General features: G+C 56.1%; 16 protein-coding genes. 6 read left to right on the top strand and 10 right to left on the bottom strand.

The genetic code is table 11. The annotated features are described in order from the left end of the window. Window positions 1-31: 31 nt before the first annotated feature. From nhaD to dnaA, 6 genes are all read right to left on the bottom strand, one after another. Complete coding sequence (nhaD, locus tag METLA_RS0113705) at window positions 32-1,483, bottom strand: sodium:proton antiporter NhaD (protein WP_024299085.1); 1,452 nt, start codon at window positions 1,481-1,483, stop codon at window positions 32-34. 227 nt (window positions 1,484-1,710) lie between these two features. Then, window positions 1,711-4,143 carry a DNA topoisomerase (ATP-hydrolyzing) subunit B gene (gene gyrB / locus METLA_RS0113700; protein WP_024299084.1) on the bottom strand — a complete coding sequence of 811 codons (2,433 nt, stop codon included), beginning with the start codon at window positions 4,141-4,143 and terminating at the stop codon, window positions 1,711-1,713. A 32-nt stretch (window positions 4,144-4,175) separates the two neighbouring features. After that, on the bottom strand, window positions 4,176-5,264 hold the full coding sequence (recF, locus tag METLA_RS0113695; RefSeq protein WP_024299083.1) for a DNA replication/repair protein RecF: 1,089 nt from the start codon (window positions 5,262-5,264) through the stop codon (window positions 4,176-4,178). A 10-nt stretch (window positions 5,265-5,274) separates the two neighbouring features. Continuing rightward, entirely contained in the window at window positions 5,275-6,375 is a 1,101-nt protein-coding gene (dnaN, locus tag METLA_RS0113690; RefSeq protein ID WP_024299082.1) for a DNA polymerase III subunit beta, read from the bottom strand. A gap of 146 nt (window positions 6,376-6,521) precedes the next feature. Next, window positions 6,522-6,713 carry a hypothetical protein gene (locus tag METLA_RS22645; protein WP_152539441.1) on the bottom strand — a complete coding sequence of 64 codons (192 nt, stop codon included), beginning with the start codon at window positions 6,711-6,713 and terminating at the stop codon, window positions 6,522-6,524. A gap of 94 nt (window positions 6,714-6,807) precedes the next feature. Next, on the bottom strand, window positions 6,808-8,124 hold the full coding sequence (gene dnaA, locus METLA_RS0113685) for a chromosomal replication initiator protein DnaA (RefSeq protein WP_024299081.1): 1,317 nt from the start codon (window positions 8,122-8,124) through the stop codon (window positions 6,808-6,810). 166 nt (window positions 8,125-8,290) lie between these two features. On the opposite strand from dnaA, the gene rpmH reads away from it, so the two are divergent. The 6 genes from rpmH (at window position 8,291) to amrA (ending at window position 12,723) form a co-directional block, all read left to right on the top strand. Next, window positions 8,291-8,425 carry a 50S ribosomal protein L34 gene (rpmH, locus tag METLA_RS22075; RefSeq protein WP_020564662.1) on the top strand — a complete coding sequence of 45 codons (135 nt, stop codon included), beginning with the start codon at window positions 8,291-8,293 and terminating at the stop codon, window positions 8,423-8,425. A gap of 11 nt (window positions 8,426-8,436) precedes the next feature. Beyond that, a complete protein-coding gene (rnpA, locus tag METLA_RS0113680; protein ID WP_024299080.1) occupies window positions 8,437-8,805 on the top strand; it encodes a ribonuclease P protein component in 369 nt (122 codons plus the stop codon). After that, entirely contained in the window at window positions 8,787-9,023 is a 237-nt protein-coding gene (yidD, locus tag METLA_RS0113675; protein ID WP_024299079.1) for a membrane protein insertion efficiency factor YidD, read from the top strand. Before rnpA ends, yidD begins: the two co-directional genes overlap by 19 nt. Then, a complete protein-coding gene (yidC, locus tag METLA_RS0113670) occupies window positions 9,016-10,743 on the top strand; it encodes a membrane protein insertase YidC (RefSeq protein ID WP_024299078.1) in 1,728 nt (575 codons plus the stop codon). Before yidD ends, yidC begins: the two co-directional genes overlap by 8 nt. Continuing rightward, window positions 10,744-12,090, top strand: coding sequence for a tRNA uridine-5-carboxymethylaminomethyl(34) synthesis GTPase MnmE (mnmE, locus tag METLA_RS0113665; protein ID WP_024299077.1), 1,347 nt, complete (start codon window positions 10,744-10,746; stop codon window positions 12,088-12,090). An 81-nt stretch (window positions 12,091-12,171) separates the two neighbouring features. After that, window positions 12,172-12,723, top strand: a complete 552-nt coding sequence (gene amrA, locus METLA_RS0113660; protein ID WP_024299076.1) for an AmmeMemoRadiSam system protein A — start codon at window positions 12,172-12,174, stop codon at window positions 12,721-12,723. Window positions 12,724-12,971: 248 nt separating this feature from the next. Here amrA and METLA_RS0113655 read toward each other — a convergent pair whose 3' ends face one another. The 4 genes from METLA_RS0113655 to METLA_RS0113640 form a co-directional block, all read right to left on the bottom strand. Then, a complete protein-coding gene (locus METLA_RS0113655) occupies window positions 12,972-13,547 on the bottom strand; it encodes a hypothetical protein (protein ID WP_024299075.1) in 576 nt (191 codons plus the stop codon). Window positions 13,548-13,816: 269 nt separating this feature from the next. Beyond that, window positions 13,817-14,746 (bottom strand): alpha-E domain-containing protein, encoded by a 930-nt coding sequence (locus METLA_RS0113650; protein ID WP_024299074.1) that lies wholly within the window; start codon window positions 14,744-14,746, stop codon window positions 13,817-13,819. 3 nt (window positions 14,747-14,749) lie between these two features. After that, window positions 14,750-16,210 carry a circularly permuted type 2 ATP-grasp protein gene (locus METLA_RS0113645; protein WP_024299073.1) on the bottom strand — a complete coding sequence of 487 codons (1,461 nt, stop codon included), beginning with the start codon at window positions 16,208-16,210 and terminating at the stop codon, window positions 14,750-14,752. 37 nt (window positions 16,211-16,247) lie between these two features. Continuing rightward, the gene (locus tag METLA_RS0113640) at window positions 16,248-19,556 is read right to left on the bottom strand and encodes a transglutaminase family protein (protein WP_024299072.1); all 3,309 of its coding nucleotides are present in this window, start codon (window positions 19,554-19,556) and stop codon (window positions 16,248-16,250) included. Between the last annotated feature and the right edge of the window lie 104 nt (window positions 19,557-19,660).

The following is a 19,660-nucleotide window of genomic DNA, read 5'->3' as shown; positions in this document are numbered from 1 at the left end:
TTAGCTCCCCGTGGTATGGCTTGCCGCCAGTTCAGAAAGATCCGGAATTGACCAAAAAATGCACGCCGATGCTGGCGAAATAACCCAGCAAGATGACCGGACACCACTTCATGTGAGTACGGAAGGTGTATAAGCCCTTGGCTTGTCCTAAGAGGCCAATACCGGGCGCGGACCCGATGGCGAGCAAACTGCCGCCGACGCCCAGCGTCAAGGTCAACAGCAGCCATTGGCCTTGGGGAATGTCCGGATGCATGGTCAGCACCGCGAACATCAAGGTTCCATTATCGACGAAGGCAGACGACAAACCGATCATGATATTCGCCAGGGTCGGGCTGAATTGTCCATATAGCACTTCTGAGACCGCGTCCAGATAGCCAATGAAGCCCAGTCCGCCAATGCCCATCATCGCGCCGTAGAAAAACAGCAAGGTATCCCAATCCAGCCGGCCGACTTTCTTGAAAATATCGAAGTGATTTTTTTCGGTACGGGAATTTGGCTCCGCCGCATCGCCGAAGAATAGCGCCAGCTCCAGGTTATGTCGAGTGCTCAATTTATAGGACTTTTCCAGAAAGTAATAAAAAAACTGCAATAACGATAAACCGGCCATCATGCCGGCCGCCGCCGGCAAGCCCAGCGCCATATCGAAGCTGACCGCCAGCGCGATCGTGACGCCAAACAAAATCATGATCCGTTTCGCGCCGCGCGGCAAATGTATCGCTTCACTTTCCACCAAGGGTTTATCTTTTGGCAGGGCGAAATGCATCGCCGCTGCCGGCAGTAAAAAATTCACCAGGCAAGGGATGAACAACTTGAAAAATTGGGTAAAGCCGAGCATGCCGTGCTGCCAGACAAAGAGCGTCGATATGCCGCCTAAGGGGCTGAACGAACCGCCGGCGTTGGTAGCAACGACGATGTTTAAGCAAGCCAGCGAGACGAAACGCGGATTGTCTTTACCCACTGCCACCACCACGGAGCCCATTAGCAAACCGGTCGTCAGGCCATTGACGACACTGGATAGCAGAAATACCAAGCTTCCCGTTATCCAGAACAGTTGCCGATAACTCAAGTTTTTACCGACCAGCCAGACCTTCAGTGCGTGGAAAATGCCCATGTCTTCCATCGCATTCAGATAGGCCATCGAGACCATGATGAACAGCATCAACTCCATATAAGCCAGTAAGTTGCTCTTGAATGCGGCAATAGCCGGCAGGCTGCTGCCTTGTTGTTGATAAGCCAGTGCGATGGCAAACCAGATGATGGAGGCCGCCAACAGCATCGGTTTGGATTTGCTTAATTGGATTGTCTCTTCTAACATCGCAGTAACATAAGCCACCACCATGATGACCAAGGAAAAATAGCCGATCCAGTGATGGGTCAAGTCGATATGCAAGGGTTGCGACGCTTCCGCGGTAGACTCGGCAAAGCCAAGTCCAGGAATTACCAACGACGCCAAGCCAAGAAGGCGCACAACAAAAGGCAACATACTCTCTCCGGTTGAATGATGAAAAGCCCGCGAAATCGCTTTATTCCTCGGCTATTCAAAGGGGCGAGTAAATTGTATTTATAGACGTGTAAAAAAGGTGTAAAGAGCTGCGATTAAATTGTCCCATTAACTCATGGATTTTCGGACAAAAAAAAAGCCCAACCGACCGGTTGGGCTGGGTTTATAGAGACTAAACAGGGTAGGGCTGTCAGCCGCTAACCACTGCCTCACACATCCAAATTCGCCACATCCAGCGCATTCTTCACGATAAAGTCCCGGCGCGGCTCGACCACATCGCCCATCAAGGTGGTGAAGATTTCATCGGCCGCAATCACGTCTTCGATTCTGACTTGCAGTAAGCGGCGGTTGTTCGCATCGAGCGTGGTCTCCCAGAGTTGTTCCGGGTTCATCTCGCCGAGGCCTTTGTAGCGTTGGATGTGCTGGCCTTTTTTGATCTCCCGCATCATCCAGTCGAAGGCTTGCTTGAAGTTCGCGACCGGCTGCTGTTTTTCGCCCATCTGCATGTACGATGCGGCGTTGAACATGCCGGCGGTCAATTGCGCATAGTGCGCGATCCTTTGGTAGTCCTTGCCGTTGAAAAAGCTGGCCGGCAGCACGAATTGCTTGTTGTTGCCGTGCCGGCGTTTGTCGACCGTAATGATGAAATCCTGTTCGTGCCGGTATTCCAATTCGACCGCATAGAGGGTTTTGGCGTCTGCGGCGGAAAGATTGCTTTGCAATCTCATCAGCCAGGCGTGCAAGGCTTCCTTGTCTTGGAGCAGCGGCTCGTTCACTACGTCCATCAGCGTCAATTGTTCCAGGAAGCCGCTGTCGTAGCGTCGGGCCAGGCGGTCGATCGTGCGCGTGACTTCGGTGAATTCCTGCGCCAGTTTTTCGAGGCCCTGGCCCTGAATCGGCGGCACATCTTCGCTGGTGAACAGTTGCGCCTTGTCCAAGGCCTGCTGGATCAGATATTCGTTCAGCGCCGCATCGTCCTTCACATAATGTTCCTGCTTGCCTTTTTTGACCTTGTACAGCGGCGGCTGGGCGATGTAGATGTAGCCCTTTTCGACGATCTCGGGCAGTTGCCGGTAGAAAAAGGTCAGCAGCAGGGTGCGGATGTGCGAGCCGTCGACGTCCGCATCGGTCATGATGATGATGCGGTGGTAGCGCAGCTTGGCCAGATTGTATTCTTCCTTGCCGATGCCGCAGCCGAGCGCGGTGATCAGCGTGCCGACTTCCTCGGAGGAGATCATCTTGTCGAAGCGGGCCTTTTCGACGTTCAAAATCTTGCCTTTCAACGGCAGGATGGCCTGGGTGCGGCGGTCGCGGCCCTGTTTGGCGGAGCCGCCCGCGGAGTCCCCTTCGACGAGGAAGAGTTCGGACAGGGCGGGGTCCTTTTCCTGGCAATCGGCCAGTTTTCCGGGCAGACCCGCGATGTCGAGCGTGGTTTTCCGGCGCGTCATTTCGCGGGCCTTGCGCGCCGCTTCGCGCGCCCGCGCGGCATCGACGATCTTCATCGTGATCGTTTTTGCGATTTGCGGGTGTTCGAGCAGGAACTCCTGCAATTTCTCGTTCATCGCCGATTCGACGATCGGTTTGACTTCGGAGGAGACCAGTTTGTCCTTTGTTTGCGAGGAAAACTTCGGGTCCGGTACCTTGACCGACAATACCGCCGTCAAGCCTTCGCGGGCATCGTCGCCGGTCGTTGCGACCTTTTCCTTCTTTGCGAGTCCGCTGGTTTCGATGTATTGATTGACCGTGCGGGTCAGGGCGCCGCGAAATCCGGCCAGATGGCTGCCGCCGTCGCGCTGCGGGATGTTATTCGTGTAGCAGAATACGTTCTCCTGATACGAATCGTTCCATTGCATCGCCACTTCCACCACGACGCCGTCTTTTTCGGTCACGAAATGAAAGACTTCCGGGAACAGCGGGGTTTTGTTCTTGTTCAGATGCTCGACGAAGGCCGAAATGCCGCCTTCGAATTCGAAAACGTCGCGTTTGTCGGTGCGTTCGTCTTCGAGGATGATGCGCACGCCGGAATTCAGGAACGACAGTTCGCGCAGGCGCTTGGCCAGGATGTCGTAATGAAACTCGACATCGGCAAAGGTCAGGGTGCTCGGCTTGAACTTGATCTTGGTGCCGGTGCCTTCGGCAGGGCCTGCCTCCGCCAACGGGGCGACCGGTTCGCCCATCTTATAGGTTTGTTTATGCAGCTTGCCGTTTTTGCGGACTTCGAGTTCCAGCTCTTCGGACAAGGCATTCACGACCGAGACGCCGACGCCGTGCAGGCCGCCCGAGACTTTATACGCGTTGTCGTCGAATTTGCCGCCCGCGTGCAGCACGGTCATGATCACTTCCGCGGCCGAGCGGCCTTCTTCTTCGTGGATATCGACCGGAATGCCGCGGCCGTCATCCTTGACCGACACGAAGCCGTTGTTGTGAATGATCACATGCACTTCCTTGCAATGGCCCGCCAGCGCCTCGTCGATCGAGTTGTCCACGACCTCGAAAACCATGTGATGCAGGCCGGTGCCGTCATCGGTGTCGCCGATGTACATGCCGGGGCGTTTCCTGACCGCGTCGAGTCCCTTCAGCACCTGAATATTGGTGCTATCGTACTGATCCTTAATGTTTTCCTGACCGTTTTCTTGACTCATTTGTGTACCTGCTTCTGGTTTTTTCGTATGTTTCACATGGAACAATCGACCGGATTGATCCTGCCATGTTCCACATGGAACATTTTATGGTTGTGACTGTTGGACAAATCGCCAAAATCGGTTGGCGAGGTGGCGGTAATGAATGCCTGACACTGCATGCTGCTTAAATAACCCAATACCTTCGCGCGATTCGCCAGATCGAGTTCGGCGGCGAAATCATCGAAGAGGATGCAGGCCGCGTCTTGTTCATTTGAGTTTAATAGTTGAACCTGCGCGAGCTTCAGGCTGATGACCAAGAGTTTCAACTGACCGCGTGAAACAATGTCCCGGGCGGGCAGGCGATCCAAGGTCAACAATAAATCGGCGCGGTGGGGGCCGTTCTGCGTGAAGCCGTAGCGCAAATCTTTTTCGGCGTCTGCGGACAAGACTTGCAGCAAGGATTCGGTGCTGTCCCAGCCTGGCGACAAAGACAGCGTCATCGACGGCAGGCCCAGCAACTGGCCGGCGATGCTTTGAAAAACAGGGGTAAAAGTCTCCAGATAGCGACGCCGGCAATCGGTGACTATTGTACCGTAATACGATAACTCCTGGTTCCATACTTTAAGATGCTCGGGCTGCCGGTTTTTCAACAAGGCATTGCGCTGCGCGAGGGCTTTTTTATAATTGCGCCAGGCCGGCAAAAAGGCCGGATCGTGATGAAAAACGCCCCAGTCCAGAAACTCCCGGCGCGCCTGCGGGGCGCCATCCAGCAGCTCGTAGCTTTTCGGATAGATCAACTGCAACGGCAAGGCATAGGCGAGGCTCGACTTGTTCGGCATGGTCTGCTGATTGATTCTAATCTCGCAAGTCTTGGTGTCGAGCCTGACGCCGACGTATTGGTGCGCGCCGCCCGTGAAGACGGTTTGCGCGGTGACCAGCACATGATCGTGGGAGAAATGGATGACGGGCTTGATCGAGGAAGAGCGGAACGAGCGGGCGCGGCCGAGCAGGAAAATGGCCTCCAGCAGGGCGCTTTTGCCGGAGGCATTGGCGCCGTAGATGAAATTCAGCGTCGGCGCGGGATACAGGGTGGCGTGTTGGATATTTCTGACCGAAGCAATATCCAGTCTTGATACAGTCATTGCGCGCGCATCATAACCGCATCGGCATCACGATGAATTTGTAAGTCTGCTGTTCGGGTTCGTTGATGAAGCAGCTGCTCAGGTTTGACGCGATCGTCAATTCGGCGGTATCCGCATCGAGATTCGACACCGCATCGAGCATGTATTGCGCATTGAACGAGATGCTGAATTCATCGCCGCTGTAAGCAATCGGCAGTTCTTCGTCGGCTTCCTCGTGCTCGGGGTTGTGTGCGTTGATATGGAGCAAGTCGGCGGCAAAGCGGAAGGTCACGCCGCGAAATTTTTCATTGGCCAGAATCGAGGCGCGGGTCAGCGCTTCACGCAGCAGCGGTTTTTGAATCGCCAGCGGGGGCAGGAAGCCTTGCTGGAAAACCTTGCCGAAATCGGGATATTTGGAATCGACCAATTTCGCCGAAAACACGCTGTGATGCACCTCGACCTTGATATGGTTGCTCGAAAAACTGACCTGGAGCTGTGCGTCGCTGTCGTCGAGCAGGCGCGACAATTCCTGTACGCCTTTGCGCGGCACGATGATGCGCGCTTCGAGGCCTGTGGGCGTTTCTAGGGCGTCCTCGTAGATCGCCAGGCGGTGGCCGTCGGAGGCGACCAGTTTGAGCGCATTATTCGAGATATGCAGCAGCAGGCCGTTCAGGTAGTAGCGAACATCCTGGTTGGCCATGCAGAACATCGTTTTTTCGAGCGCTTTTTTGAGCTTGCCCGCGCCGATCTGAAAACTATTCTCCATCTGCGATTCGGCGAATTCGGGATAGTTTTCGGCCGGCAGGCAGGACAGCGAAAAGCGGCTGCGCGGGGAGGCCAGTTTGACCATGTCGTCATGTTGTTCGATGCGGATCTCGGTATTCGGCGGCAACAAGCGGCAAATATCGAGAAATTTACGGGCGGGCAGGGTGATCGCGCCGGGCTGGGCGCCGATCACGGGCAGGCGGGAAACGATCTGGATTTCAAGATCGGTGCCGGTCATGGTCAGCGTGTCCGCGTCGATCACCATCAGCACGTTCGAAAGAATCGGCATCGTTTGCTTTTTTTCGATCACGCTGACGATTTGTTGCAAAGGGGGGAGCAGGGTGTCTCGATTGATACTGAATTTCATAGGCGAAGGCAAATAAAAGGGCAGTGGTAGATGTTACAGACTTTATTATATCTATTAGGAGCGGATATCGAGTATCAACGGTGGCAATCGCGGCTCACATCCTGATTAAGCATTGTCCACAAAAAACACGAAAGGCACGAAAAATTTCATGGCGCAATCCGTTCATCTGCTGCTTTCGGATAGTGGCTAACGTTGAGCGGCAAACTCAGGTGCATTCCCGTCGCTTCCAGGTAATTCAGCGGCGCTCCCGTTGTAGCGAAAAGCGCTTTTATTTCAACAGGGATGGAGGCGTAACAAATTTTGTAACGGCCTTGTTTGCACCCAATTTCCTTATTCATGTTTTCGTGCTTTTTGCGTTTTTCGTGGATATTTAATCGTGCATAACATCCGTTACATCATTTTGGTCGTGTCCCCGGCCCCGACCCGCAAAGATCAATGCGACAGTGACCGCAATAGGTTCGCATAATCCTCCGCGACCTTGACGTCCGATTCTTTCAGTTCGACGATGCGCTTGCAGGCATTGATCACGGTCGTATGGTCGCGGCCGCCGAACGCGTCGCCGATCTCCGGCAGGCTGTGCGAAGTCAGCTCGCGCGCGAGACTCATCGCAATTTGCCGGGGGCGGGTAACCGATTGGCGGCGGTTTTTCGAGGACAAATCCGCGATGCGGATCTTGTAATAGTCAGCGACCGTTTTCTGGATATTGTCGATATTGACCAGTTTGTCCTGCAGCGAAATCAGGTCGTGCAGAGCCTCCTTGGTAAACTCGACCGTGATCTTCTGGCCGGTGAATTGCGCATTCGCAATCACCCGTCGTAGCGCGCCTTCCAGGTCGCGCACATTGGACGGAATCCTTTTCGCGATGAAAAACGCGACTTCCTGCGGCAGTTCGACATGCGCGATGTCCGCCTTTTTCATCAGGATCGCGGCGCGGGTTTCCATGTCGGGCGGCTCGATCGACACCGGCAGGCCCCAGCCGAAACGCGATTTCAGGCGGTCTTCGAGGCCGTCGATTTCTTTCGGATATTTGTCGCAGGTCAATACGACCTGGTGTTTCTTTTCGAGCAGGGTATTGAAAGTATGGAAGAATTCTTCCTGCGAACGCTCCTTGCCGGCAAAAAACTGAATGTCGTCGATCAGCAGCACGTCGAGGCTGCGGTAATATTCTTTAAAACTGTTGATCTGGTTTTGCTGCAAGGCCTTGACCATGTCCTGCACGAATTTTTCCGAATGCAGATAGACGATCGAGGCGGTCGGATTTTTTTTCAGCACCGCATTGCCGATCGCGTGCATCATGTGCGTCTTGCCGAGGCCCGAGCTGCCGTAGATCAACAACGGATTGTAGGCCTTGCCGATATTTTCGGAAACCTGGATCGAGGCCGCGCGTGCGAGCTGATTCGATTTGCCTTCGACAAAATTATCGAAGGTAAACGCCTTGTTCAGAAAATTGGGGTGCTGTTTTTTGGTTTCCGCAGGTTGCAGGGTTTTAACCGCCGCCGGCGCTTCCGGTTTTTTCGAGCCGATTTCAAGAACCAGCGTTATTGAGCCTTCCGCGAACTGATGGATCGTTTCCTCGATCTTTGCGAAATGATGTTCCTTGATCCAGTCGAGTACAAAACGGTTAGGCGCCAACAATCTGATCCGTCCTTCGCTCTCGACGGCCTGCAACGGCCGAATCCAGGTGCTGAAATCTGAGCTGGAAATTTCGTTTTCAAGCTTGGCGAGACAGTTGCTCCAAATCGAACTCATGAGGTTTTTAAAATAATAATGGTAAAACAATAAGACAGGGAGCCTGTCATTTTGCTGACGCAATAAAGGCTAAAGCGTAATAAAATTGACAGGTTAAGCAGATTATTCTATCATCCTAAGGCTTTTTTATCTGTTTTTCTTAATTTATTTCTATCGGGCAAAGCCAATGAAAAGAACATACCAACCTAGTAAGATTAAACGCGCAAGAACTCATGGTTTCCGCGCCAGAATGGCAACCGTCGGTGGCCGCAAGGTCCTCAGCGCGCGCAGAGCGAAAGGCCGCGCCAAATTGACAGTGTAGTCGGCAATCGGGTGACTGAGAACAGTTTAAGTTTTCCTTCAGCGTTGCGTCTGAACAAGCCGGATGATTACAAAAAAGTTTTTGCCAAACCGGTAAAGTCCGGCGACCAATATTTTACCTTATTAGCCATCAGGAATGACCTCGATCATCCTCGGCTGGGCTTGGCAATCGCGAAGAAACAAATTAAAAAGGCCGTGCATCGGAACGCAATCAAACGGGCTGTCAGGGAAAATTTCAGAATGAGGCAGCATAATTTGGGCAGTATGGATATTGTGGTGTTGGCGCGCAGGGAAGCGATCGACGCACCCGAGGAGGCGTTAAGCCATTCCCTGGAAAAGCATTGGTCAAGACTGGTATCCCGATGCGCTTCGTGCTCATAGCGATCATCAAGTTTTACAAATACTTCATAAGTCCCCTGCTTGGAAACCGTTGTCGGTTTTATCCAAGCTGTTCAACTTATGCCATCGAAGCGCTTCGGCTCCACGGTTTCATGGCTGGTTCCTACCTCACCCTGCGCAGACTATTGAAATGCCACCCTTTCCACGAGGGCGGCATTGATGCCGTCCCGGAAAAATTTGGTAATAATAAGAATGGATAATATAAGATTTCTTCTCATCTTTAGCTTTGGCCTGCTGGTCTTCATGCTGTACCAGCAATGGCAGATCGATTACGGCCCGAAGCCGGCCGTGCCTCAGGCGGTAGAAAGCGTCGCGGCGAACCTCAAGGAAGGCTTGCCGACCGTAAGCGGCGAGACGGCTCCAGCGGCCGCCAATGCACCGGCGCAGGCCAGTATGGCCGCTGTCGCGAGCGCGCCTGCTTCCAAGACCGTCAAGATCAAAACCGACGTGCTGGCGCTCGAAATCGACCTTTTAGGTGGCACGATCCAGAACCTGGACCTGCTCGCTTACCCGGTTCAGCAAAGCAATACGATCGTCGATGCCGCGCGCCGTTTGATCGGTTTCGAAGCGGAAACGATCGACAGCAATCCGGTGCGCCTCTTCAATGCCGCCCAGGATAAATACTTTATCGCGCAAAGCGGTCTGATCTCGAGTCAAGGCTCCGTTTCGGCGGCGAACCATCTTACGGTCTTTGCCAGCAGCCAGGACAGCTATACGCTGCAAGACGGCCAGGACAGCCTGACCGTGCCGTTGACCTGGACCGACAGCAACGGCCTGACCGTGACCAAGGCGTTTACCTTTACGCGCGGCAGCTACGAAATCAAACTCGCGCAAAAGATCGACAACGCGTCCGCCCAACCCTGGAGCGGCAGACAGTACAGCCAATTGCTCAGAACGCCGCTCAAGGAAAACAGCGGCAGTGCGCTGGCAGGCGGCATGCGCGCCTATAACGGCGGCGTGGTCTATACCGAAAAAGATAAATATAAAAAGATCGACTTCGACGACATGCGCGAAGAAGTGCTCGACGCCGGTACGAAGGGCGGCTGGGCGGCGTTTATCCAGCATTATTTCGCCTCCGCCTGGATTCCGCCCGCCGAGCAGGACAACCATTTCTATACCAAATGGCTGCAGGAAGACGACCGTTATGTGATCGGCTCGTACTCGCCGGTGGTGACCGTGCCGGCAAACGGCTCGGCAAATCTGACCGCAAGTTTGTTTGCCGGTCCGAAGATTCAGCCGGTCATGGAAAAGGTCGCCAAAGGCCTGGAACTGACCGTGGATTACAGTGTGCTGACATTCATCGGCAAACCGATCTACTCGTTGTTGAACAAGATTCACAGCTTTACCCACAACTGGGGACTTGCGATCATCGGCGTAACCTTCTGCATTAAACTGTTGATGTTCCCGTTGACCCAGGCCAGTTTCCGCTCGATGGCGAAGCTGCGCAAGGTTCAGCCGCGTCTGAAAGAACTGCAAGAGCGTTTCGCGGACGACCGCATGCGCCTGAACCAGGAAATGATGGTGCTGTACAAGAAGGAGCAGGTCAATCCGCTCGGCGGCTGCTTGCCGCTGTTGTTACAGATTCCGGTGTTCATGTGTCTGTACTGGGTGCTCGGTGAAACGGTCGAATTCCGTCAGGCGCCGTTCGTTCTCTGGCTGCAGGATTTGTCGGTGCAGGATCCTTTCTACATCCTGCCGCTGATCATGGGCCTCACGATGAAGATCCAGCAGGGCCTGAATCCGGCTCCGGTCGATCCGGTGCAGGCAAAGGTGATCAAGCTGTTCCCGATCATCTTCACGATCTTCTTCCTTTTCTTCCCGGCGGGTCTGGTGCTGTACTGGGTGGTCAACAATACCTTGTCGATCTGCCAACAAATGTACATCACCAAGCAAATCGAGAAAGCCGGTCTTGCATCATAAGTGCTGATCGATTTTAAAGACACCATCGCAGCGATTGCGACACCGCCGGGCAACGGCGGTGTCGGCATCGTCAGAATTTCCGGCAGTCTCGTCAGCGAGATTGCCGGCCAACTGCTCGCCAAACCCCTGGCGCCGCGACTGGCGCAATACACCCCCTTCCTGGATGCCGACCGGACCCTCATCGATTCCGGCATCGCGCTGTATTTTCCAGGCCCCCATTCCTATACCGGCGAAGACGTGCTCGAACTTCAGGGCCACGGCGGCTCGGTCGTGCTCGACATGGTGCTGCGCCGCGTGCTGTCGCTCGGCGCTCGGGTCGCAAATCCCGGCGAATTCACCGAACGCGCGTTTTTAAACAACAAACTCGATCTGGCGCAGGCCGAAGCGGTCGCCGACCTGATCGAAAGCAGCACCGAACAATCGGCGCGTTCCGCGCAGATGTCGATGCAGGGCGTATTCTCGACGCTGATCAACGACTTGGTCGATGAATTGACGGCGCTGCGCACCTATGTCGAGGCCGCGATCGATTTCGTCGAGGAAGAGATCGATTTTCTGAGCGACGGCGTCGTCGAAAACCGCATCACCGCCTTGCTCGGCCGGATCGAGCAAATCCAGCAAACCGCCAAGCAGGGCCGCCTGCTCCGCGACGGCATGACGGTCGTATTGGCCGGCAAGCCGAACGCCGGAAAATCGAGCCTGTTGAACGCCTTGGCCGGCTTCGAGGCCGCGATCGTGACCGACATCGCCGGCACCACCCGCGACGTGCTGCGCGAAAGGATTCAACTGGACGGCATGCCGCTGCACATCATCGATACCGCGGGGCTCCGGGACAGCGACAATCCGGTAGAGCAGGAAGGCATCCGCCGCGCCCACGCCGAAATCCGCAAGGCCGACCTGATCCTGCTGTTGATCGACGCCCGCGACCCGGATGACGAAGCGATTCGGCAAACCCTGCCGGACAATATTCCGCTCACCGAAGTCTATAACAAGATCGATCTGCTCGGCCGCGCGCCGGAAATGATCGAAACGGCCGCCGGCACGCAAATTTATCTGTCGATCAAAACCGGCGAGGGCATGGATTTCCTGGCTCGCCACCTCAAACAAAGCGTCGGTTTCAACGACCGGGCCGAACACGTCTTCATCGCCCGCCGCCGCCACCTCGAAGCGCTTAGCCTGGGCCACGCCTTCGTCGAAAGCGCGCTCTACCAACTGCAAGCCAACCGCGCCGGCGAACTGGTCGCCGAAGACCTGAGACAGGCGCAAAACGCACTGGCCGAAATCACCGGGCAATTTACGTCCGACGATTTGCTCGGCAAGATTTTCTCCAGTTTCTGCATCGGAAAATAAGCATCCCTTTGCAAGACATTCCAGCTACGCTGTTAGAATGTCCAGCAAATCAACCTGGAAATCAAGTACCGGAGTGAAAGGATGAATCAGCAACAAAAACAACTACTGCTCGATCTGGCGAAGAGCTCGATCCTTCACGGCCTGCAATCCGGCAAGCCGTTGGCGGTCGATCCGTCCGCTTTGCCGCCGGAATTGCTGGAGCCGCGCGCGACCTTCGTGACCCTGCATAAAGATTACGAATTGAGGGGCTGCATCGGCACGCTGAAGGCGGTGCGGCCGCTGGCCGAGGATATTGCCGAAAACTCGTTTGCGGCCGCATTCAGGGATTACCGCTTTCCGCCGTTGACCGCCGACGAGTTCGAGCAGTTGGAAATCCATTTGTCGATCCTGACGCCGCCCGAGCCGATCACGTTCGGTTCGGAAGAGGATTTGCTCAGGCAGCTTCGGCCCGGCGTGGACGGCTTGATCATCGAGGAGGGCGCGCGGCGCGGGACTTTCCTGCCGTCGGTCTGGGAACAGTTGCCCGATGCAGAGCAGTTTCTCCGGCATCTGAAACAAAAGGCCGGGCTGCCGGCCGATTATTGGTCGGATACCGTGCGGGTATATCGGTATCAGGCAGAAAGGATTGGTTGATTTGTAAAAGTCTGAATTCTCAGCCGGACGGGTTTTGTAAACCCGTCCACACGTTTAATCGCAGTTGCGATGTTGCAAAAACCCTCCTGCCTGAGGGGGGGGATAACCTTTGTACAAGACAAAAGTTTTCGAGGCAATGTAACTTATTGATTTATAAAGATAATTAATTATTTTGGAGGTGCAAAATCAATGACTTACAGAGCTTTTGGCCTTCATCATGGGAAGCACCTCAAGCGTTATTCGTCTCCTTAGAATCCGGTTACGGCAAACCAAACATCTCCTTCAGCAGAGTCACCATTTAGAATCATGACGGCCGGTGCTAAACAGGGGGATGGGAAATTTTCAAGCTGAACTTTGATATTAGCATTGCCCTTGCCAATAGGTTTGTGGACAGGAAAGGGATCAGTGATAACATTAGAGAAAGGGGTGTTTGTAGTACTGTCGGGAGCAGTCTGACAACTTACAAGTACCCGAAAATGGTCTTCATCATTGGGACTTCCGTTACCAAAAATGAGTCCTTTAATGTTAATAATAAGCTTGCCGTCTGAAAATAATTTCCCATCGACAGATTTGGCAACCTTCCATGATTGATAATCGCCGAGAACATCACGGACCTTAGGATCGGAATCAAGAGGGCCATTCCCAGGAGGATTAGCATCAGGAGGAGGGGTTGACAAGAATGGGGCATCCACACCAAACATAGATTTAAAATGCAGAATAATTTTTGCCCCCTTATGGTGATCTTCAGCTTTTGCGGAACTCGCTGCTAATGCTGGCATTGCCAATATAGACAGTATTAGGATAAGGCTGTATTTTATAAACATAATAACTTCCTCGCGTATTTGATGGATATTAATTGTTTACGAACTTTTTGCATTTCCCATGTATGAGTTAATAAACAGTGGTCCCCCTTAATCTCTTTCTCTTGTCTCGGTAAAACCCGGTGTACGTCTTATGTTCCATACGGCTACACAGGTATAGATTCCTTAAACTGTTAAAAAGGTTCAATAGAATGCTAGGCTAGACCACATTTTCCTGCTAATAAAGGCGAGATAATGCAATGACTACAACAATTGATCAGATGTTATTTTGATCATTCCGCAGGTAGAAACCATGCGCTGCTGATTTCTCCATGCACCTGATCGAGCGCGATCTGCACTTGATCGATGAAATCATGTAGCGGCGCGCATTTCATTTTTTCGACCTGGGTCGACAGAATTTGGGTCTTGATTTGATACAAAATGCGGACCGCCGGCTCGTGGTTCGGCAAGGTCTTCAGGCTGCGTTCGATGTTGCACAGGTTATGCCGGATCGAGCGCGGAAAATCCTGGCTTTGAAATAAAAAGATCAGCACATCGCCGCGCCGGACTCGGGCCTGCATGCTGCGGCGATACATTTGATACGCGCTGAGGGATTTCAGCAGGCTGACCCATTGAATCGTTTCGAACGGGCGCAGTTCGCTATCCAGGGGCAAGAGGCCGTCCGTGCGCACGTCGATGATGCGCGAGGTCATGTCGGCGCGTTCGATATTGCGGCCGAGCAGCAGGAAGTGATAGCCCTGGTCGTGGTTCATCGTGCCCGCGAGCATCCCGTTCAGCGTTTGCGAATTGTGGATGATGCGTTTCAGATAGTCGTGCCGCCCGCGTTGGGACAGGCCTTCGTTGAGCTGCTCGCCGGCGTCGAGATGGTGCTTGTTGATCAGTTCCCAGGCTTCGCGCGGCAGATAATCGCGGATCGTGCGCGCATTTTCGCGCGCCGCGCGTAAGGAACTCAGGATAGAGCTGGGATTTTTTTCGCAGCCGATCATGAATCTGACGACTTCCTTTTCGCTGTAATCGGGATGCTGCCGTTCGAACAGTTCGCGCGCGCCGGCCATCGCGACCAAAGGCTCCCAAGCCGGCGTGATGCCGCGCGGCAGGTCGAGATGCAGCGCGGCGTTGGCGGCCAGCAGCCGGGCGGTGTTTTCGGCGCGTTCCAGATAACGCGCCAGCCAGTAAATATTTTCAGCGACTCGCGATAACATCTTTTACTCCTTATCGACCGGTACGATCCAGGTATCCTTGCTGCCGCCGCCCTGCGACGAATTGACGACCAATGAGCCTTTACGCAGCGCGACGCGGGTCAGGCCGCCCATCGTGACTTGCTGTTGTTCGGCGCTCAAGATGAACGGGCGCAGATCGACGTGGCGGGGCTCCATCTGCTTCTCGACGATGGTCGGCACTGTCGAAAGCCCGAGCACCGGCTGCGCGATGTAGTTGCGCGGGTCTGCCTTCAGGCGCCTCGCGAATTCTTCGCGTTCTGCCTTGGTCGAGGCGCTGCCGACCAGCATGCCGTAGCCGCCCGATTCGTTGGCCGGCTTGACGACCCGGTTTTCGAGGTTGGCCAGGGTGTCGGCGAGCGCCTCGGGCTCCATGCAGCGCCAGGTCGGCACGTTCGGCAGGATCGGTTTTTCGCCGAGATAAAATTCGATGATGTCCGGCACATACGAATAGACCACCTTGTCGTCGGCGACGCCGGCGCCGGGCGCATTCGCGAGCGCGACCTTGCCGGCCTTCCAGGCGCGCAACAGTCCCGGCACGCCGAGCATCGAGTCGGAGTGAAAGGCTTCCGGGTCGAGAAAAAGGTCGTCGACGCGGCGGTAGATCACGTCGACGCGGGCCGGGCCGCCGACCGTGCGCATGTACACGCAGTCGTCGCTGTCGACATAGAGGTCGCGGCCTTCGACCAGTTCGCAGCCCATCTGCTGGGCGAGGTAGCTGTGCTCGAAATAGGCTGAGTTGTAGATGCCCGGTGTCAGCACGACCATTTCCGGGTATTCGATGTCGCGCGGCGACAGCGCGGCCAGCGTGTCGTAAAGCTGCGAGGGATAGTCGTCGACCGGTAGCGGCGCGTAATCCTCGAACAGTTCGGGAAACACGCGCTTGGTGACCAGGCGGTTTTCGAGCATGTAGGAGACGCCGGACGGCACCCTGAGGTTGTCTTCGAGCACATACACCGTGCCGTCGCGGTCGCGCACCAGGTCGGAGCCGCAGATATGCGCCCAGATCCCGAAACGGGGCGACATGCCGATGCATTGCGGGCGGAAGTTGCTCGAACTGGCCAGGATTTCCTTCGGGATGATGCCGGCCCTGATGACATCCTGATCATGGTATAGATCGTTGATGAAGCGGTTCAGCGCCATGACGCGCTGCTTCAGGCCTTCTTCTATCCTGTCCCATTCGGCCTTCGCGATGATGCGCGGCACGATGTCGAACGGCCAGGTGCGGTCGATCGCGTCCTGGGTTTCGTCCGAATAGACCGTAAAGGTGATGCCCATTTCCTTGAGCGCCAGATCGGCCGCGGCCTGCCGGGACGCCAGATCGTCAGCGTCCATGCCGGCCAGCAATTTAGCCAGTTGTTCGCCGTGCGGGCGCGGTCGGCCCTGAGGGTCGACCAGTTCGTCCCAGACCTTGCCTGTGTCGTAAGTTTTCCAATCGATGTGTTTCATGCGCCATTCCTCGCTGTTGACTGGCGGTCCAGGGTGATTAAGTCCTTAAGTCCAGGGTATAAGGGCATTCGTCGTTGATCTCTTCGCCCGGTACCGCGATCGGCCCCGGCGTATGCCCGTGCGCCCAAAACCGCGCCAGCCGCCGGGCTTCCGCTGCGTTCGCGTTGACCGGAAACGATTCATAATTGCGTCCGGCCGGATGCGAAACATGGTAAGTGCAGCCGCCGAGCGCGCGGCCGTTCCAGGTATCGACCAAATCGAACACCAGCGGCGCCTGGCTCGGAAGCGTCGGATGCAGGCCGGATGCCGGTTTCCAGGCCTTGTAGCGCACACCGGCGACCCATTCGTCGCGGCGTGCGGTGCGGTGCAGCGGCACCCTGCGGCCATTGCAGGTCACCACATGGCGGCCTTCGGTCAAGCCCCTGGCCTTGATTTCGAGGCGTTCGACCGACGAGTCGACAAAACGGGAGGTGCCTTGCGCTGTGACTTCCTCGCCGAGCACATGCCAAGGCTCGATCGCAAAACGCAGCTCCAATTCCGCATCGCCGATTTGCGCCCTGCCATAATGCGGGAACCTGAATTCCAAAAACGGCGCCAGCCAGTCCATCGCAAAGCCGAAGCCCCAGCGCTGCATCGTTTCGGTCACATCCTTCAGGTCGCTGGCGACATAATGCGGCAGCAGAAAGCGGTCGTGCAGGTCGGTGCCCCAGCGTACCGGTTCGAGTTCGTACGGATGATCCCAAAAGCGCGCCACTAATGAACGAAGAAGCAACATCTGTACCAGGCTCATTTGATGGTGCGGCGGCATCTCGAAGGCCCGGAATTCGACCAGGCCGAGACGTCCGGCCGGGCCGGCCGGCGAGTACAGCTTGTCGATGCAGAATTCGGCGCGGTGGGTGTTGCCGGTCATGTCGGTCAACAAGTTGCGCAGTGCTCGATCGACCAGCCAGGGGGCAGGGGAGGAATGTTGCGCAATCTGCTTGAGCGCGATCGACAATTCGTACAGCGCATCGTCGCGCGCCTCGTCGACGCGCGGCGCCTGCGAGGTCGGGCCGACGAATAGTCCCGAAAACAGGTACGACAGGCCGGGATGATGCTGCCAAAAGCGCAGCAGGCTGGATAACAGATGCGGCCGGCGCAAAAATGGCGAGTCGGCGGCGGTATGGCCGCCCAGGGTTACATGATTGCCGCCGCCGGTGCCGGTATGGCGGCCGTCGAGCATGAACTTTTCGGCGCCGAGGCGCGTGAGCCGCGCTTCCTCGTACAGGCTCTCGGTCAGTGCGGACAATTCAGCCCAATCGGCCGATGGCGGCACGTTCACCTCGATCACGCCGGGGTCCGGGGTGATGTTGAAGCGCTTCAGGCGTTCGTCGCGCGGCGGTTCGTAGCCTTCCAGCAGGATCTGGATGTTCAGGTCGGCGGCGGTGTTTTCGATCGCGGCGATCAGGCGCAGCCAGTGTGTCAGGTCGGTCAGCGGCGGCAGAAACACATGCAGTCGGTTGTCGCGCATTTCGACGCAGAGCGCGGTGCGGACCAGCTGGCTCTCCCCCTCTTGATCGCGCGCATCGGCAAAAACTTGCGCGCTGATGCCCTGATCTGGCGCGTTTGCACCAGAGATGTGCGTATAACGGCTCTGTAATTCACTGTGCTCGGCGGGCAGCGGAGACTTTGGTGCGAAAGGGTCGATGGGGATCAATTGCTGGCGCAAGTCTTCCGGTTCCCACTCTAAACTGTCCAGCGGCAGCCGGTAACCCATCGGCGAATCGCCGGGCAACAGGAACATGTGTTCGCGGCGGAAATTCCAGCGCGAGGAGCGCCAGCCGTCTGTACCGTAATCCCAGGCGATCGGCAGTGCGTAGCCCACCACATAATCCGTGCCCAAGCCTTGCTGGAATATCTTCCGGAGGCGCGCGCGCTCGATCGGGTCACGAAGCTGCGAACACAGCGCGTCCACATTGGCTGGCAGGTTGCCTTCCTTCCAGAGATAGTAGATGCCGTCCTCGAAGCCCGGCACCGCAAAGTGACCCGGAACGCCGAGGAAGCCGGCGAGGCGCTTGATAAAACGCCCCGATACATTGCCTTGGCTGTGCAGGCGATCGTGATAGGAAGCGAGCAGGGCAGGATTGCGCCACACCGGCACGCCGTCCGCACGCCAGAACACGCCCAGCGCCCAGCGCGGCAGTTGCTCGCCCGGATACCATTTGCCCTGGCCGTGATGCAGCACGCCGCCCTCGGCCCAGCGGTGATAGAGGCGGCGCAGCAGATCCTCGGCGCGTTCGCGCTTGTGTTCGCCGAGCGCTTCGGTGTTCCATTGCGGCGAGTCCATGTCGTCGATCGAAACGAAGGTCGGTTCGCCGCCCTGGGTCAGGCGCACATCGCCGAGCTTTAGCCGTGCATCGACTTCGCTTCCCAGTTGCTGAATTTGCGTCCATTGTTCGGCGCTGTAGGGCTTGGTTACGTGCGGGTCTTCCTGGATGCGGGTCACCCGGTTTTCGAAATGAAAGGTCACCTCGCATTTGCCGACCGCGCCGGTGATAGGCGCCGCGCTGACTGGATCGGGCGTGCAGGACAAAGGAATATGGCCTTCGCCGGCGAACAGGCCGGAGGTCGGATCGATGCCGATCCAGCCCGCGCCGGGCAGATACACCTCGGTCCAGGCATGCAGATCGGTGAAATCCTGTTCCGGCCCCGAAGGGCCGTCCAGGCTCTTCTGGTCTGCTGTCAACTGCACCAGATAGCCCGACACGAAGCGCGCGGCCAGTCCCAGATGGCGCATGATCTGCACCAAAAGCCAGGCGCTGTCGCGGCAGGAGCCGGTGCCGAGCGCGAGCGTTTTCTCGCAGGCCTGGATGCCGGGTTCCATCCGCAGGGTGTAGCCGATGTCCTGTTGCAGGCGGCTGTTCAGCGCGACGATGAAGTTGACCGTATGGTCCGGCCGCTTCGGTACCGCTTGCAGCCATTTTTTCAACAGAGGCCCAGATTCCTTGAGTTCGAAGTAGGGCGCCAGTTCTTTGGCCAGCTGGTCTTCGTACTTGAATGGAAAGCTGTCGGCGTATTCCTCGATGAAAAAATCGAAGGGATTGACAGTGACGAGTTCGGCGACCAGATCGACTTCGACCGACAGTTTTTGCGTGGTTTCGGGAAACACGTAGCGAGCGACATAATTGCCGAAAGGATCCTGCTGCCAGTTTACGAAATGCTTGGCGGGTTCGACTTTCAACGAATAATGATGCACCGGCGTGCGCGTATGCGGCGCCGGGCGCAGGCGGACCAGATGCGGCGACAGCGTGATCGGGCGGTCGTATTCGTAAACGGTCAGGTGATGGATCGCAATCTTGACAGACATCGGCGTACTCGGCAATAGGGCATGTTGAAAGGCAAGAGCCGGCAGCGGTATCGGCGTGCGTCTTGCCGTTGTACAAAATTACCAAGCAATAATTGCACCAATAC

It is taken from the genome of Methylomicrobium lacus LW14, assembly GCF_000527095.1.
Taxonomy (GTDB): Bacteria; Pseudomonadota; Gammaproteobacteria; order Methylococcales; family Methylomonadaceae; genus Methylomicrobium; species Methylomicrobium lacus.
The sequence above is the reverse complement of the archived record's forward strand: the minus strand, read 5'-3'. Positions and strand labels throughout refer to the sequence as shown.

Excerpts from the sequence above, each read along its gene's own strand:
- METLA_RS0113640 (WP_024299072.1), bottom strand. The coding sequence starts at position 19,556 with ATGTCTGTCAAGATTGCGATCCATCACCTGACCGTTTACGAATACGAC.
- dnaN (WP_024299082.1), bottom strand. The coding sequence starts at position 6,375 with ATGAAATTCAGTATCAATCGAGACACCCTGCTCCCCCCTTTGCAACAA.
- rpmH (WP_020564662.1), top strand. The coding sequence starts at position 8,291 with ATGAAAAGAACATACCAACCTAGTAAGATTAAACGCGCAAGAACTCAT.
- METLA_RS0113650 (WP_024299074.1), bottom strand. The coding sequence starts at position 14,746 with ATGTTATCGCGAGTCGCTGAAAATATTTACTGGCTGGCGCGTTATCTG.
- dnaA (WP_024299081.1), bottom strand. The coding sequence starts at position 8,124 with ATGAGTTCGATTTGGAGCAACTGTCTCGCCAAGCTTGAAAACGAAATT.
- yidC (WP_024299078.1), top strand. The coding sequence starts at position 9,016 with ATGGATAATATAAGATTTCTTCTCATCTTTAGCTTTGGCCTGCTGGTC.
- gyrB (WP_024299084.1), bottom strand. The coding sequence starts at position 4,143 with ATGAGTCAAGAAAACGGTCAGGAAAACATTAAGGATCAGTACGATAGC.
- METLA_RS0113655 (WP_024299075.1), bottom strand. The coding sequence starts at position 13,547 with ATGTTTATAAAATACAGCCTTATCCTAATACTGTCTATATTGGCAATG.
- recF (WP_024299083.1), bottom strand. The coding sequence starts at position 5,264 with ATGACTGTATCAAGACTGGATATTGCTTCGGTCAGAAATATCCAACAC.
- METLA_RS22645 (WP_152539441.1), bottom strand. The coding sequence starts at position 6,713 with ATGAATAAGGAAATTGGGTGCAAACAAGGCCGTTACAAAATTTGTTAC.
- amrA (WP_024299076.1), top strand. The coding sequence starts at position 12,172 with ATGAATCAGCAACAAAAACAACTACTGCTCGATCTGGCGAAGAGCTCG.
- nhaD (WP_024299085.1), bottom strand. The coding sequence starts at position 1,483 with ATGTTGCCTTTTGTTGTGCGCCTTCTTGGCTTGGCGTCGTTGGTAATT.
- yidD (WP_024299079.1), top strand. The coding sequence starts at position 8,787 with ATGCGCTTCGTGCTCATAGCGATCATCAAGTTTTACAAATACTTCATA.
- METLA_RS0113645 (WP_024299073.1), bottom strand. The coding sequence starts at position 16,210 with ATGAAACACATCGATTGGAAAACTTACGACACAGGCAAGGTCTGGGAC.